Raw genomic sequence first — 15,165 nt, 5'->3', positions numbered from 1 at the left:
GCCACGCCCGGACACACCACTATCGTCCCATGAACGTTAGCGTTGAAGACGATGGCCACCACATTCGCCGATCAACTACGGTCGCTGCCCGACGAGGCTCTGGGCGCGCTCATACAGCTGCGCCCCGATCTCGTCGTTCCGGTGCCCGCCGACATCTCGGCCCTCGCCGTACGCGCACAGTCCCGTAACTCGGTCGCCCGCTGCCTGGACTCGCTGGACGAGTTCACCCTGCTGATCCTGGACGCGGCCCGCCTGAGCCGCGCCACCGACACCGCCCTGACCTCGGTCGACGCCGTTCTGGAATTCACCGGAGGGGTCGACGCCGCGGACGTCCGGGGCGCGATCGACCGCCTCCGGACCCGCTTCCTGCTGTACGGCCCGCTGGAGTCGCTGCAGGTGGTGGCCGCGGTCGACGAGGTCACCTCGCCGTACCCGGCCGGTCTCGGCCGTCCCGCCGACTTCCTGGACCCGCGGGCCGGCGCGCTCGTCGCGGACCGGGCGAAACTGCGGCGCACCGTGCTCGCGGCGCCGCCCGCCGCCCGCGCCGTCCTCGATCGGCTAGCCGCCGGTCCCCCGATCGGGGCACTCTCCCGGGCCGCGCTCGACCAGACCGAGCCGGTTCGCTGGCTCGTCGACCAGCACATCCTGGTTCCGGTGTCGGAGGCCGGGCGGGCGCCGCGGCCGGACGGCGAGCTGATCGAGCTGCCTCGCGAGGTCGGCATGCTGCTGCGCCGCGACACCGGGCCGCTCGGTGCGCTGCGCCCGTTCCCGCCGCTGCCCGACGCACCGATCCGCGACCCCAAGGCCGCCGACTCGGCCGGCGCCGGTCAGGTGATGGAGGCGGTCCGCGCCACCGAGGCGATCCTCGACGCGCTGGCCGCCGAGGCCGCACCGGTCCTGCGGGCCGGCGGGCTCGGCGTGCGCGACCTGAAACGGCTGGCCAAGGCCGCCGGCGTCGACGAATCCGGCGCGGCCCTGCTGATCGAGACGGCGTACGCGGCCGGCCTGCTCGGCGAGTCCGAGGTGAACGCCCGCAACGCCTCCACCGCTGCCCAGGACGTGTTCCTGCCGACCGGGGCGTACGACCTGTGGCGGGCGACCGGCGTCGCACACCGCTGGGCCGCCCTGGCCCGGTCCTGGCTGATGATGACCCGGCAGCCCGGCCTGGTCGGCCGCCGCGACGACCGGGACCGGCCGATCAACGCGCTCGCGCCGGACGCCGAACGAGCCGGCGCGCCGCAGGCCCGGCGGGAGGCGCTGGACGCCCTCGCCGATCTGGAGCCGGGCGCCGCGCCCGCCGTCGACGACCTGCTCGGGCTGCTCGCCTGGCAGGCGCCGCGACGGTCCCGTGGCCGTGAGGTGGCGCACCGGGACGCCTACACCGGGGCGGCCCTGCTCGGGGTCACCGGGCTGGGCGCGCTCACCTCGTACGCTCGCCTGCTCCTGGCCGACCCGGAGCCGGACGAGACCGACCCGCTGGGGCTGCACCCGGCGGAGGCGCCGGCCGACGCCGTCCGGGCGCTGGACGAGCTGCTCCCGGCGCCGGTCGACCACCTCCTGGTCCAGGCCGACCTGACCGTGGTGGTGCCCGGCCCGCCGGAACCGGACCTCGCCGCCGAGCTGGACGCGGTCGCCGAGCCGGAGTCGGCGGGCGGTGCGAGCGTCTTCCGGGTCACCCCGGCCAGCGTGCGGCGCGCCCTCGACATCGGTTACCGCGCGGACGACCTGCACACGCTGTTCCGGCGCCGCTCCCGCACGCCGGTGCCGCAGACGCTGACGTACCTGATCGACGACACCGCCCGCAAGCACGGCGGGCTGCGCAGCGGCTCGGCCGGCTCCTACCTGCGCAGCGACGACGAGGCGCTGCTGGCCGAGGTGCTCGGCGACAAGCGGCTGGTCCCGGTGGACCTGCGCCGGATCGCGCCGACCGTGCTGGTCAGCCCCCGTCCGGTGGCCCGCCTGCTGGGCGCGCTGCGGGACGCGGGCTACGCGCCGGTCGCCGAGGACGCCGGCGGCGCGACGGTGCTCACCCGGCCGAAAACGCGACGGGCGCCGACCCGTACCCCTCGGATCGCCGAACCGCTGGGGCCGCCGCTGCTGGCCGGCCCCCGCCTGGCCGGCGTGGTCGAACAGCTGCGCCGCGGCGACATCGCGACGCGTGCGGCCCGGCGGGCGCCGGTCACCGTGCGCGCCGCACAGGGCCAGGCGATGCCCGGGCTCACCGCCGTGCAGCAGCACAGCCAGGCCATGGCGGTGCTTCAGCAGGCGGTCCGGGACAAGGCCCGGGTCTGGGTCGGGTACGTGGACTCGCACGGCGCCACGCTCTCCCGGCTGGTCAAGCCGGTGTCGTTGAGCGCCGGTTACCTGCGGGCCGAGGACGAGCGCGGGGAGAGCCTGCACACCTTCGCGCTGCACCGGATCACCGCGGCGGTCACCGAGGAGTGAGGTTTTGCCGGGCCGCGCGCCCCCGTATCGCGCACGGCCCGGCACCCTATACACGCACCAGCGCCGCGGAATGTTGCACCGGATTTCCGTGGCAGACTGGAGGGTCGGCTTTTTCGCGGTGCGGAGGGTGTACGAGTGAGCGGCGGACCACTGATCGTGCAGTCGGACAAGACTCTGCTCCTGGAGGTGGATCACCCGGACGCGCATGCGTGCCGGATGGCAATCGCACCCTTCGCCGAGCTGGAGCGCTCGCCGGAGCACGTGCACACGTACCGGCTGACCCCGCTCGGGTTGTGGAACTCGCGGGCCGCCGGGCACGACGCCGAGAGCGTTGTCGACGCGCTGATCAAGTTCTCGCGCTACCCGGTGCCGCACGCGCTGCTCGTGGACATCGCCGAGACGATGGACCGTTACGGCCGCCTGCAGCTGCTGAACGACCCGGTGCACGGCCTGGTCCTGCGCGGCCTCGACAAGATCGTGCTGGTCGAGGTGGCGAAATCGAAGAAGCTGGCCGGCATGCTCGGCGCCCGGATCGACGACGAGACGATCGCGGTGCACGGCTCGGAGCGCGGCCGGCTCAAGCAGGCGCTGCTGAAACTCGGCTGGCCGGCCGAGGACCTGGCCGGTTACGTCGACGGCGAGGCGCACGAGATCGACCTGGCGGAGGACGGCTGGACGCTGCGCTCGTACCAGCAGGAGGCGGTCGACGGCTTCTGGGCCGGCGGCTCGGGCGTGGTGGTGCTGCCCTGCGGCGCCGGTAAGACGCTGGTCGGTGCGGCCGCGATGGCGACGGCGAAAGCAACGACCCTGATCCTGGTGACCAACACGGTCGCCGGCCGGCAGTGGAAACGCGAGCTGATCGCGCGCACGTCGCTGACCGAGGACGAGATCGGGGAGTACAGCGGCGAGCGCAAGGAGATCCGCCCGGTCACCATCGCGACGTACCAGGTGCTCACCTCCCGCCGCGGTGGCGCCTTCACCCACCTGGACCTGTTCGGCGCCCGCGACTGGGGCCTGGTGATCTACGACGAGGTGCACCTGCTGCCCGCGCCGATCTTCCGCTTCACCGCGGACCTGCAGGCCCGCCGCCGGCTCGGCCTCACCGCCACCCTGGTACGCGAGGACGGTCGCGAGGGTGACGTCTTCTCGCTGATCGGCCCGAAACGCTACGACGCCCCGTGGAAGGACATCGAGGCACAGGGCTGGATCGCCCCGGCCGAGTGCGTCGAGGTCCGGGTCACGCTCACCGACGCGGAACGGATGGCGTACGCGGTGACCGAGGCCGAGGAGCGGTACCGGGTGGCGGCCTCCGCGCGTACCAAATTGCCCGTGGTGAAAGCCCTGGTCGAGAAACACCCGGGCGAGCAGGTGCTGGTGATCGGCGGCTTCCTGGACCAGTTGCACGAGCTCGGCGAGTACCTGGACGCCCCGATCGTGCAGGGCTCCACCACGAACAAGGAGCGGGAACGGCTCTTCGACGCGTTCCGTGACGGCTCGCTGCGGACGCTGGTGCTCTCCAAGGTCGGCAACTTCTCGATCGACCTGCCCGAGGCGGCGGTCGCGGTCCAGGTCTCCGGCACGTTCGGCTCCCGCCAGGAGGAGGCGCAGCGCCTCGGCCGGGTGCTGCGGCCCAAGGGCGACGGCCGGCAGGCGCACTTCTACACGGTCGTCTCCCGGGACACCATCGACACCGAGTACGCGGCGCACCGGCAGCGCTTCCTGGCCGAGCAGGGTTATGCGTACACGATCGTCGACGCCGACGACGTTCTCGGCCCGCCGCTACCCCAGGTCGACTGAGCTGCCCCACTGCAACGAGAGGCGGGTGGCGGCCCGCTCGGCCCGGATCTCCAGCAGGTCACCGAGGATGATCGCGCGGTCCTCGACGAGAGTCTTCTCGTCGAGGCCGAACGTGGTGCGCTCGCTGACGAAGACCGGGCTGCCCGCCGGGCGTTCCAAGAACGGGGCGAGCTCATCGGCGAGCAGGCCGGGAACGATCCGTTCGGAGGCCCTGGCGATGGTCGCCCCCGCTTCGGCCAGCGCCGCATAAAGCGAGGTCTTCCGGAAATCGGCACTCGCCACGGCCGGAACGAACGGCATGGCGATCCTGGAGGTCTGGTGGATCGCCGGTTGCCCGTCGAGCAGCCGGAGCCGTTCCAGGATGCCGTCGCCGAACCCCAGCACCACTGTCGTCACCTCGTGCCCCTGCTCCCGCAGATCCTCGACGAAGCTGCGCAGGGTGTCGACGCGATAAGCGGCGTGGGCCGGTGTCACATAGGTGCCCCGGCCCGCCTGCTGCACGATCAGACCCTGGTCGCGAAGCTCCTGCAACGCCTGGCGCAGGGTCATCAGCGTCACGCCGTAACTGGCGCTGAGCTCCCGCTGAGCCGGCAACGCGTCACCGGGCCGATAGACGCCGTCACGGATCTTCTCGGCCAGGTCGGTGGCGATCCGCCGATAGGCCGGTACCCGATCCGCCATGGTCCTCCTGTCACGGTCACCTCAAACCGTCACAGTATCGAGGGCCACGCGAAACTCACCGAGGACCGCACCCAGCTCCTCCGGAGTTCCGCCGTCCAGGATGCGGCGCATCAGCGCGGCACCGATCACCACACCGTCGCAGACGCCGGCGGCGGCCGCCGCGTGCTCCGGCCGGGAGATCCCGAACGCCAGCAGCACCGGCTTGTCGGTGAGTTTCCGCAGCTCACCGGCGAGTCGGATGCCGGATTCGGCGATCTGGTCGCGCTCCCCGGTGGTGCCCATCACCGAGATCGCGTAGATGAAGCCGCGACTGCGCCGGGCGATCTCGGCGAGGCGGTCCGGCGGGGTGGTGGGCGCCGCCAGCAGGGTGAGGCCGACGCCGTGCTTCTCGGCGGCGGCCGCGAGGACGCCGGCCTCGTCGATCGGCAGATCGGGCACGATCAGACCGGTGATGCCGGCGTCCGCGAGTTCGCGGCAGAACAGGTCCGGCCCACGATGGACGACCAGGTTGTAGTAGGTCATCGCGATCAGAGGGATGTTCAGCTGCACGGCGGCGAGCTCGTCGAGGATCGTGGAGACTGAGGCACCTCTTCGCAGCGCCCGATCGGACGCCTCCTGGATCGTCGGCCCGTCCAGGATCGGATCCGAGAACGGCAGGCCGATCTCGATCGCGGTGGCCCCGTTCCGCTCGTACTCCCGCAGGTAGCGTGTCCAGTCCGGCCCGATTCCGCCGGTCAGATAGGGAACCAGGCCCTTCACTGCTCCTCCATCAATGTCGCCATGTCCTTGTCGCCCCGGCCGGAGAGCGTCACCAGAACTGTGGAGAACGGCGGCAGTTCGCCGGACTCGGCCGCCCGGATCACCCAGGCGATCGCATGTGCGGATTCCAGAGCAGGCAAAATTCCTTCGGTACGGGCTAAACGATGCACCGCAGGCACCACTTCGTCATCGCTCACCGTGACGTACCGAGCTCGCCCGATGTCGTTGAGATACGCGTGCTCCGGCCCCACGCCCGGATAGTCCAGCCCCGGCGCGATCGAGTGCGCCTCGCTGACCTGCCCGTTCTCGTCCTGCAGCAGGTAGGACCGGAACCCGTGCAGCACACCGGTCCGCCCCGACGCGACCGCAGCCCCACCGGCCGCCTCCACACCGATCAGCTTCGCCCCGGTGTCCGCGAACCCGGCGAACGTCCCGGCCGCGTTCGATCCGCCGCCGACACACGCGACCACGTAGTCGGGGATCCCGGTGCTCAGCTCGGCCGCGCTCTGCCGCCGCGCCTCGTCCCCGATGACCCGCTGAAATTCCCGGACCATCCATGGGTACGGGTGTGGGCCCATCACCGAGCCGAGGCAGTAGTGCGCCTCGTCCACGCAGGTGACCCACGCACGCATGGCCTCGCTGGTGGCGTCCTTGAGGGTGCGGCTGCCACTCGTCACCGGCACCACCTCGGCGCCGAGCATCTTCATCCGGAAGACGTTCAGCGCCTGTCGCTCGATGTCCTTCTCGCCCATGTAGACCGTGACACCGAGCCCGAGCAGCGCGCCCGCGGTCGCGGTGGCCACGCCGTGCTGCCCGGCGCCGGTCTCGGCGAGCAGCCGGGTCTTTCCCATCCGGCGGGCCAGCAGCGCCTGGCCGAGCACGTTGTTGATTTTGTGGGAGCCGGTGTGCGCCAGGTCCTCGCGCTTGAGCAGCACGGTGATCCCGAGCTCCGCGGAGAGCCGCCAGGCCGGGGTGAGCGCGGTTGGGCGTCCGGCGTAGACGGCGAGCAGCCGTTCCAGGTCGCGGTGAAAGCTCGGGTCGGCCCAGGCCTCCCGGAACCCCTCCTCCAGCCGGGCACACGCCGGCACCAGCGACTCCGGGACGAAGCGGCCGCCGTGCTCACCGAAGCGGCCGAGCTCACCCGGCTCCGCCATCATCCGCTTCGCGGGCAGCACAAGATCAGACATGACCCACCCCACTGTTCTAGAACTCCACAGTTCTAGAACAGTGTGACACGCCGTCCCGGAAATGCAAACGACCCGGCCCCCGTCGTCCGGGGCCGGGCCGTTCACGCAGCTCAGATCAGCGGCGGTACCAGGTGCGGGTGCTCGTGGTGGTCACGTTGCCCGCCTTGTCGTACGCCCGCAGTTGGACCTTGATCTTCTTGCCGTACTTCTTGGTGTTCAGTGAGAACTTGTAGGCGGCCTTGGCGTCGGTCGCCACCACCTTGCCGTTGACCAGCAGCTGAACCTTGGCGACGCCGTTCCTGTCGCTCGCCGAAGCGGTGATCTTCACGGTGCCCTTGACCTTCGCCTTGTTCTTCGGCGCCTTGGTCACCTTCAGCGAAGCCTTGGTGTTGTCCACGATCACCGGGCGGCGGACGGTCGTCGCGTTGCCGAAGCGGTCGTAGACGTACCAGACCAGGTTCTGCTTGCCCTCGACGAGCAGGGCCTTCGAGCTGCAGATCGGCTTGCAGACCAGGTATCCGGAGGCGTTGTTGCCGAGCAGGGCCTCCGACTCGGTGTGCGCGTCGACCGCGCGGATCGACGTCGGCACCGTCTTCCCTCGGAGCAGAACGCCGGACTTCGGCGAGATCCAGGTGACCACCGGGCCGGTCGCGTCCACCGTCACCTTGCGGGTGAGCGAGGAGGCGTTGCCGAACCTGTCCCACGCCTTGATGGTCACCGTCGCGACACGGCTTCTGGTACCGAAGTCGTGCTGGTAACCGTTCTGTGTGGACCGCCGGACGCCGTCGATCCACCACTCGAAGCGATCAGTGCCGGTCACTTCACCCGTACGTGCGTACAGGTAGGTCTGGCCGGTTCCGACCAGAGCCGGTAGCGAGCCGACCGTGATCGCCGGACCGGTGGCGTCGATGTAGTGCCGCCGGACGTATTCGGCATAGTTGCCCGCTCGGTCATAGACCCAGAGTGTGAGCCCCGACTCCGTGTTGACCTCTGCTCGGGGATCCCATGTGAGGTTCCACGGCGCCGACGTCGCTTGAGCACCGTTGGATGCCTTGATCGTGACAACGTCCGGGGACACCTCTGTCGCCTTGATGGTCACGACCGCACTGGGCAGCGCGGTGCCGTTCCTGGGCGTGAACTCCGCCTCCGGCGCAACCGTGTCCACCCGCACCCGTGTCATCGCCGTGCCGGAGTTTCCAGCGGCGTCGACGGCCTCGACGGTGAGGTCCACCTCACGACCGTTGAACTTGGTGTCCGGCTGAAGAGGAAGGCTCCAGATACCCGGAGAGATTTTGTACGAGTGCTGAAGCTCCCCGTTGATCAGCAGATTCAGCCGATCCACTCCGACGTTGTCGCTGAAGACGGGCGCGACCCGCTGGAACGTCCCGAGGAACTGCCCCGCGACGACGCCGGTCGACGTGACGATCGGCTTCGTGTCGTCGGGGACTTCCTCAGCCGAGGCCGGCGATGCGCCGGCGAGAAGCAGAGAGGTGACGAGCGCCGCGACGGCGCCCGCACGCGAGTATGTCATTCGTTGTCCCCAGTCACCCCGTGTCGGCCCTGATCAGCGGCGGTACCAGGTGCGGGTGCTCGTGGTGGTCACGTTGCCCGCCTTGTCGTACGCCCGCATTTGGACCTTGATCTTCTTGCCGTACTTCTTGGTGTTGACCGAGAACGTGTAGGCCGCTTTGCTGTCCGTGGCCACCACCTTGCCGTTGACGAGCAGCTGAACCTTGGCGACACCGTTCTTGTCGCTCGCCGAGGCGGTGACCTTCACGGTTCCCTTGACCTTCGCCTTGTTTTTCGGCGCCTTGGTCACCTTCAGTTTCGCCTTGGTGTTGTCCACGGTCACGGTCCGGCTCACCGTGGTCCGGTTGTCCACCCGGTCGTAAACGTTCCAGGTGAGCGTGTACCGACCGTCGGCCTTGACGTACCGGACTCCGGTCACCTTGCCACTTGTCGCATCGACGGCCGGCCCGCTGATCGTCTCGCCACCGACCACACTGCCGTGGATGAAACCGGACGGGTCGGAGACCTTGACGACGGTCGAAATCTTGGTGCCTCGCAGGAGCGCACCGGACTTGGGCGTGACCCAGGTGGCCCCGGGCCCGGTCGCGTCCACGACCACGTTCTGGCTCACCGCCGTAAGGTTGCCGAACCTGTCCCAGGCCTTCACCGTGACCGGGGCGACCCGGCTGCGGGTCCCGAAGTCGTAGGAGAAGTCCCAGTCTTTTCCACGCAGCGCGCCGTCCACCCACCACTCCAGGCGGGCGACTCCGCCCTGGTCGGAGACGAAGGCGTAGAGGTTCGAACGCCCACGACCCACCAGAGGCGTGACGTCTTCGACCTTGGGTCCGAGGTTGTCGACGCGGTAGGGCTTGTAGACCTCAGTCACGTTGCCGGCCCGGTCCCGAACGGTGAACTTGACCTTCGAGTTCCCGTCCCGACCGGGATCCGTGCTCCGGGTGTGCCAGGTGAGGACCCACGGCGCGGCAGTCGCCCGGCTGAGCTTCCGGTCGCCTTGGCTCAGAACGATCTCGATGACGTCGTCCGGTACGGCTGAGGCCGTGATCGTGGCGGTGCCACTCACCCGCTGGTAGGAGCCCGGCGTGAAGGTGGCCGTCGGCGCCACCGCGTCAACATGGACCCGCGTCGTGGCTTCGGCATAGTTCCGGGCAGCATCGTAGGCACGGATCGTGAGATCCACATCCTTGCCGTCGTACTGGACCCCCGGCGTCACCAGCAATCCGTCCTTCGCCACCGACTCGCGGGTCTGCATACGGCCCCTGCCGTCGATCAGCACCGCCAGGTACTCCACGCCGGTGTCATCGGTGGCGGTGGGGAAGATCCTCGATGAGAGCCCGATCAGCTGCCCCTCGGTGACGCCGGTCGAGGTGACCACCGGATCCACGTGGTCGACGACCTCATCGGCAAGGGCGGGCGCCGCGCCCGAGAGGATGAGAGAAGTGGAAAGCGCCGCCACAACCACGGTCCGCAACGTGCTCAAAGATGTCTCCCGAAGATCAACTGAGCAGGAGCCTAATCCCTGCGAATCATGAAAGTCGATCTCAATCGGCGATCATTCTGCGGGTAGCCGAGATGACGTTGCCGGCTCGGCACGGGAGGCTGACCTCGGCCGATCGACCGGGTCGATCGGCTGAGAAGCTCAGATCGTCACTTCCGGTACCAGGTCCGGGTCGCCGTAGTCGTCACGTTGCCCGCCCTGTCGTACGCCCGCAGTTGGATCTTGATCGTTTTGCCGTATTTCTTGGTGTTGACCGCGAAGGTGTAGGCCGCCTTGGCGTCCGTGGCGACCACCTTGCCGTTGACCAGCAGCTGGACCTTCGCGACGCCGTTCTTGTCGCTGGCCGAGGCGGTCATCTTCACGGTGCCGCTCACCTTGGCCTTGTTTCCCGGCGCCTTGGTCACCTTGAGGGAGGCCTTGGTGTTGTCCACGATCACGGTCCGCCGGACCGTCGTCGGGTTGCCCAGCTTGTCCAGGACCGTCCAGGTCAGCGTCTTCTTGCCGTCCTTGCCGGCGGCGATCGACGCGGCGTAGGGCGCCAGGGTGTCCGCCTTCGCGCCGGAGAGCGTGGCCGACCGGACGCCTGCCGCGTCACTGGCCTTGACGCTCGACGCGATCTTGGAACCGCGAACGAGGGCGTTGTTGCCCGGCGAGAGCCAGCCCACCGACGGACCGGTGTTGTCGACGATGACGGTCTGGTAGATCTTCCGCTCGTTGCCCCAGACGTCCGCGACCAGCCAGCCAAGGTTGTGCTTGCCGTCCGGACCGAGCCGGAACCGGGCCGTGTAGGGGGAGGTCCCGACGGGCCCGTAGCCCTCATCCGTCATGACCCACCCGACCCCGGAGGGGTCCGACACACGCAGCGAGGCCTGAAGAGTCGTGCCCCGCACCCGGGTGTTCGCGGCGGGCGAGTGGGACACGAGAGTCGGCGCCTGCGTGTCGACCTTGAACGGGTACCGCCCGACTGTCACGTTGCCGAGTTTGTCCCAGACGCGCAGCTCCACGGTGACGGTCCGCTCCCGCGTGCCGAAGTCGTAGTTGAGCTGGTCCAGGTTCCGCCCGCGCACCGCGCCGTCGACCCACCACTCGGCCCGCGCGACGCCGGCCCGGTCCTCCGCGAAGCCGAGCACGGGCCGCATGCCGGGACCCATGACCCCGGGAACCTGGGACTCGATGGAGATCTCCGGACCGGTGGTGTCGATGTCGAAGAAGCGGTAGTAGTCGGTCTGGTTGGTGGCCCGGTCGACGATGCTGATCCGCACGGAGTGCACGGTGCCCAGGTCCGCTGTGTTGAGAGGTAGCTTCCAGGGCGCGGCGGTCGCCCGGGCGAGCTCCCGGTCGTCGCGGTCGTACATCACGATCGACCTGGTGTCCACCGGCACGTCCGACGCGGTGAACGTCAGGGAACGCCCGACCAGGAGGAACTCGTCCGCCGGCGAGATGGTCGCCGTCGGTACCACCCGGTCGACGAGGACCTTCGTCGTGACGGTCTCGCTCCAGTTCCACGCGGCGTCCCGGACGCGGATGCCGACCTTCACCTCAGCGTCGTCAGCGATGTCCACGAGGGGGATCTGCGCGAGGAGCTGCCCGTTGTAGAGGCCGTAGGCGCCACCGGGTGGCTCGCCGTTGACGATGACCTCCACGGCCACGGGCGCCACGTCGTCGGTGGCGGTCACGACGAGCCGGTGGAACGGCCGGATGTACTGGCCCTCGGTCAGGCCGGTGGAGACGATCACCGGCGGAGTGGTGTCGGGAGCCGGCTCGGCGGCGGCGGCCGGTCCGGCGGCGGTGAGAAGAAGAGAAGAAGTGATCACCGCTGATGCGGCAGCGCGAAGCATGCCGAGACTCTACGACCTGAAGATCACTTACGTCGATCCGGTTCCGGTACGACGGGCCCGTCGCGCAACAAATTCACCAGAAGGTCACCATGCTCCTCCACCCGCTGGAGCACCTCGCCCGCCCCGAACTGCCGCGCCTCCGCCTCCCCGGTCGCCATCGCGATCACTTCGTCCCAGGTCAGCGGTGTCGAGCCGGTCGGCGTCTCCCCCGCCCGCAGCGAATACGGCGTCACCGTCGTCTTCGCCGCCGCGTTCTGGCTCCAGTCGATGAAAATCTTGCCCGGCCGGACGGCCTTGGCCATCTTCGCGGTGATCGAGCCGGGGACCATCGCCGCCAGCTCTTCGGCGACCTTCTTCGCGTACGCGGAGACGACCTCGGAGTTCTGCGTGCCGGAGATCGGGCAGCACAGTTGCATGCCTTTCTTCCCGGACGTCTTCGGGTAGGCGTCGATCCCGTCCGCGGCGAGCCGGTCCCGCATCAGGGTCGCCACCGCGCAGCACTCCCGCAGCCCGGCCGGCGCGCCCGGGTCCAGGTCGACCACCATCAGGTCCGGGTCGGCGCCGATCCGCCACTGCGGGGTGTGCAGTTCGATCGCGGCCAGGTTGGCCAGCCAGACGAGCGTGGGCAGGTCCTCGACGACCACGAACTCGATGGTCTCCCGGCTCTTGGTGGAACCGGGCACCGGCAGGGTCTCCAGGCGCACCCAGTCCGGCGTACCCCCGGGCTTGTTCTTCTCGAAGAAGTGCATGCCCTCGACGCCGTTCGGGAAGCGGATCCGCGTGGCCGGGCGATCGCGCAGGTGAGGCAGCATGACCGGGGCGATCCGGGTGTAGTAGTCGATCACTTCGCCCTTGGTGAATCCGGCCGCCGGGTACATCACCTTGTCGAGGTTGGACAGCTCGAGGTCGCGACCCTCGACGGTGACCACGAACCGGTCAGGCGTCTTCATCGTCGGCACACTCCGCTGCGGTCTTGTCGTCGCGCAGCCGCAGGAACCGGGGGAACCGCAGACGACGGTCGGGCGTCTGGTTGCCGTATCTGATCTCGGCGACCAACTCCGGGCGTACCCAATGGGCTCCGCGCGAATCCTCCCTCGGCACCGCGCCCGCGGCGAAGGGCGACTCGCTGGAAGCGAGTGGCTCGAGCCGGGCCAGCAGCTCTTTCTCCGCGACCGCGCCGATGCCGCCGCCGACCCGGCCGCGGAACGCCAGGCCGCCGGCGGTCGGCACGCCGATCAGCAGGCCGCCCAGTTTGCGGGCGCCCGGCCGCCAGCCGCCGATCACGTAGTCGCCGGTCCGGTCGAACTTGACCTTCACCCAGTCCGGCGAGCGATGTCCGGGCAGGTAGACCGAGTCGGAGCGCTTCGCCATGACGCCCTCGAGGTGGTTCTCCCGGGCGGCCGCGGCGGTCGCGGCCCCGTCACCGAACGACGGCGGCACCATCCAGCGTGGCCCCCCGAGGCCAAGCTCCTCCAGCCGCTCCCGGCGGGCGAGATAGGGCAGCCCGGTGTGATCGATCCCGTCCAGATAGAGCAAATCAAAGATCATGTACGTGACCGGCAGGCTCACCGCGAGTCGGGCGGCCCGGGTCTTGTCCCGCACATGCATGCGCTCGGCCAGCGCGGTGAACGACGGCCGTCCCGCCGCGTCGAGGACCACCATCTCGCCGTCGAGCAGCGTGCCCTCCGGCAGATGCAGGTCAGTGATCTCCGGGTAGGCGGCGGTGACCACGGCTCCGGAGCGCGCGAAAAGGTCCGGCGGACCGCCGCCGAACAGGGCCAGGACGCGGACGCCGTCCCACTTGAACTCGTAGCTCCACTGCGGCCCCACCGGTAGCGGGCCCGCCGTCGCGAGCATCGGCGACAGGGGTGGACCCGGCATCTGATCACCATAAGCAGAAGCAATCACCTTACGCAGGCGTCCCAGTAATGCGATTCTGAGAACATGCGGGCGATCTGGAAAGGCGCTGTCTCGTTCGGCCTGGTGTCGATCGCGGTCAAGCTGTATTCGGCGACCGAGGAGAAGGACATCCGGTTCCACCAGGTGCATCGCACCGACGGTGGCCGGATCAAGTACCAGCGCACCTGCTCGGTCGACGGCGAAGTGGTCAGTTACGACGACATCGCCAAGGGGTACGACATCGGCGGCGGCGAAATGGTGATCTTGACCGACGAGGACTTCGCCGAGCTGCCGCTCAGCACCTCCCGAGCCATTGACGTGCTGGAATTCGTCCCGGCCGAGCAGATCGACCCGATCCTGTTCGCGAAGTCGTACTACCTGGAGCCCGAGGGCCAGGCCGCCAAGCCGTACGTCCTGCTCCGCGACGCCCTGCGGGACGCCGACCGGGTCGCCATCGTCAAGATCGCCATCCGGCAGCGGGAGCAGCTCGCCACCCTCCGGGTCCGCGACGACGTGCTGATCCTGAACACCATGATGTGGCCCGACGAGGTCCGCACCCCCGACTTCGGCTTCCTCGACGACGACATCGAGACCCGGCCGGCCGAGCTGGCGATGGCGAGCTCCCTGATCGACTCGATGGCCGGGACGTTCAACGCGGACGACTTCACCGACAACTACCGGGCCGCGCTCCAGGAGGTCATCGACGCCAAGGTCGAGGGCCGCGAGGTGGTCCAGCCGGAGGAGGCCGAGGAGGCGCCGGCCGCCGCGATCGACCTGATGGCCGCGCTCAAGGCGTCCGTCGAGCGCGCGCGTCAGGCACGCTCTTCCACGGAAGAGGCGCCGGCGAAGAAGGCGGCGCCGGCCAAGAAGAAGGCCGCTCCGAAGAAGGCGGCGCCCGCCAAGAAGGCCACCACTGCGAGGAAGTCCACGTCCGCCGAGAAGCCCGCGAAGAAGTCCGCGTGACTACGCTCGGCCCATGGGATTTGCATGGGTCGTCAGCGGCGGGGTGGCCCGGTGGCGCTGACGTGGGCTGAGTCTTACCTGGGCCGGGTTCGGGCCAGCGTCGGTGACACCGACACCATTTTCTTCGTCGGGGCGCGCACCCTGGTCTTCGACGATCAGAACCGGTTGCTGCTGATCCAGCGCTCGGACAACCATCGCTGGGCGATCCCGGCCGGTGCGATGGAGCTCGGCGAGAGCATGGAGGAGTGCGCGGTCCGCGAGCTCTGGGAGGAGACCGGGCTGCGGGCGACCTCGCTCACGCCGTACGCGTTCTACACGGCGTACACGTACACCAACGAGTTCCAGCACACGTACCAGCAGGTGCTGATGTCGTTCGTGGTGCACAGCTGGGAGGGCGAGCTCCTCCGGCAGACCGACGAGAGCGTGGACGCCGGGTTCTTCCCCCTGGACGCGCTGCCCGGTCCGAAATCGTTCGTCCTCGACGAGGCGTTGAGCGACCTCGAGAACTTCCGCAAGACCGGGCGGCTGGTAATGAAGTGACCGGCGGGGGCCAGGTCAGGCAGGATGGCCC

At 69.3% G+C, this 15,165-nt stretch carries 12 protein-coding genes; 4 read left to right on the top strand and 8 right to left on the bottom strand.

The genetic code is table 11. The features are described from left to right. The first annotated feature begins 51 nt into the window (after window positions 1–51). Window positions 52–2,445, top strand: a complete 2,394-nt coding sequence (locus AB0F72_RS12915; protein ID WP_360429724.1) for a helicase-associated domain-containing protein — start codon at window positions 52–54, stop codon at window positions 2,443–2,445. Between the two features lie 135 nt (window positions 2,446–2,580). Beyond that, window positions 2,581–4,242 (top strand): DNA repair helicase XPB, encoded by a 1,662-nt coding sequence (locus AB0F72_RS12910; RefSeq protein WP_360429721.1) that lies wholly within the window; start codon window positions 2,581–2,583, stop codon window positions 4,240–4,242. Here the strand turns inward: AB0F72_RS12910 and AB0F72_RS12905 are convergent. The 8 genes from AB0F72_RS12905 to ligD (AB0F72_RS12870) all read right to left on the bottom strand — a co-directional run bounded on the left by AB0F72_RS12905 (window position 4,225) and on the right by ligD (AB0F72_RS12870) (window position 13,613). Beyond that, a complete protein-coding gene (locus AB0F72_RS12905; protein ID WP_360429718.1) occupies window positions 4,225–4,923 on the bottom strand; it encodes a GntR family transcriptional regulator in 699 nt (232 codons plus the stop codon). The two genes, AB0F72_RS12910 and AB0F72_RS12905, sit on opposite strands and share 18 nt — an antisense overlap. A 21-nt stretch (window positions 4,924–4,944) precedes the next feature. Next, window positions 4,945–5,682, bottom strand: coding sequence for a tryptophan synthase subunit alpha (gene trpA, locus AB0F72_RS12900; protein ID WP_360429715.1), 738 nt, complete (start codon window positions 5,680–5,682; stop codon window positions 4,945–4,947). Continuing rightward, window positions 5,679–6,869 carry a tryptophan synthase subunit beta gene (gene trpB, locus AB0F72_RS12895; protein ID WP_360429713.1) on the bottom strand — a complete coding sequence of 397 codons (1,191 nt, stop codon included), beginning with the start codon at window positions 6,867–6,869 and terminating at the stop codon, window positions 5,679–5,681. The genes trpA and trpB overlap by 4 nt, the downstream gene beginning before the upstream one ends. Before the next feature lie 115 nt (window positions 6,870–6,984). Further along, on the bottom strand, window positions 6,985–8,400 hold the full coding sequence (locus tag AB0F72_RS12890) for an Ig-like domain-containing protein (protein ID WP_360429710.1): 1,416 nt from the start codon (window positions 8,398–8,400) through the stop codon (window positions 6,985–6,987). A gap of 33 nt (window positions 8,401–8,433) precedes the next feature. Then, a complete protein-coding gene (locus tag AB0F72_RS12885; RefSeq protein ID WP_360429931.1) occupies window positions 8,434–9,858 on the bottom strand; it encodes an Ig-like domain-containing protein in 1,425 nt (474 codons plus the stop codon). 185 nt (window positions 9,859–10,043) lie between these two features. Then, window positions 10,044–11,732, bottom strand: a complete 1,689-nt coding sequence (locus AB0F72_RS12880; RefSeq protein ID WP_360429707.1) for an Ig-like domain-containing protein — start codon at window positions 11,730–11,732, stop codon at window positions 10,044–10,046. A 23-nt stretch (window positions 11,733–11,755) separates the two neighbouring features. Next, window positions 11,756–12,682: a non-homologous end-joining DNA ligase gene (gene ligD, locus AB0F72_RS12875; protein WP_360429704.1), complete on the bottom strand. Its 927-nt coding sequence runs from the start codon at window positions 12,680–12,682 to the stop codon at window positions 11,756–11,758. After that, entirely contained in the window at window positions 12,669–13,613 is a 945-nt protein-coding gene (gene ligD / locus AB0F72_RS12870; protein WP_360429702.1) for a non-homologous end-joining DNA ligase, read from the bottom strand. The genes ligD (AB0F72_RS12875) and ligD (AB0F72_RS12870) overlap by 14 nt, the downstream gene beginning before the upstream one ends. Before the next feature lie 63 nt (window positions 13,614–13,676). Between ligD (AB0F72_RS12870) and AB0F72_RS12865 the strand changes: the two genes are divergently transcribed. Beyond that, window positions 13,677–14,594 carry a Ku protein gene (locus AB0F72_RS12865; RefSeq protein ID WP_360429699.1) on the top strand — a complete coding sequence of 306 codons (918 nt, stop codon included), beginning with the start codon at window positions 13,677–13,679 and terminating at the stop codon, window positions 14,592–14,594. 51 nt (window positions 14,595–14,645) lie between these two features. Further along, entirely contained in the window at window positions 14,646–15,134 is a 489-nt protein-coding gene (locus tag AB0F72_RS12860; RefSeq protein ID WP_360429696.1) for an NUDIX domain-containing protein, read from the top strand. Window positions 15,135–15,165 lie beyond the last annotated feature (31 nt).

This window comes from Actinoplanes sp. NPDC023936 (genome assembly GCF_040639325.1).
GTDB lineage: Bacteria > Actinomycetota > Actinomycetes > Mycobacteriales > Micromonosporaceae > Actinoplanes.
The sequence above is the reverse complement of the archived record's forward strand: the minus strand, read 5'-3'. Positions and strand labels throughout refer to the sequence as shown.

Coding starts and splice junctions, on each gene's coding strand:
- AB0F72_RS12915 (WP_360429724.1), top strand. CDS start 52: ATGGCCACCACATTCGCCGATCAACTACGGTCGCTGCCCGACGAGGCT.
- AB0F72_RS12905 (WP_360429718.1), bottom strand. CDS start 4,923: ATGGCGGATCGGGTACCGGCCTATCGGCGGATCGCCACCGACCTGGCC.
- trpB (WP_360429713.1), bottom strand. CDS start 6,869: ATGTCTGATCTTGTGCTGCCCGCGAAGCGGATGATGGCGGAGCCGGGT.
- AB0F72_RS12890 (WP_360429710.1), bottom strand. CDS start 8,400: ATGACATACTCGCGTGCGGGCGCCGTCGCGGCGCTCGTCACCTCTCTG.
- AB0F72_RS12880 (WP_360429707.1), bottom strand. CDS start 11,732: ATGCTTCGCGCTGCCGCATCAGCGGTGATCACTTCTTCTCTTCTTCTC.
- ligD (WP_360429704.1), bottom strand. CDS start 12,682: ATGAAGACGCCTGACCGGTTCGTGGTCACCGTCGAGGGTCGCGACCTC.
- ligD (WP_360429702.1), bottom strand. CDS start 13,613: ATGCCGGGTCCACCCCTGTCGCCGATGCTCGCGACGGCGGGCCCGCTA.
- AB0F72_RS12865 (WP_360429699.1), top strand. CDS start 13,677: ATGCGGGCGATCTGGAAAGGCGCTGTCTCGTTCGGCCTGGTGTCGATC.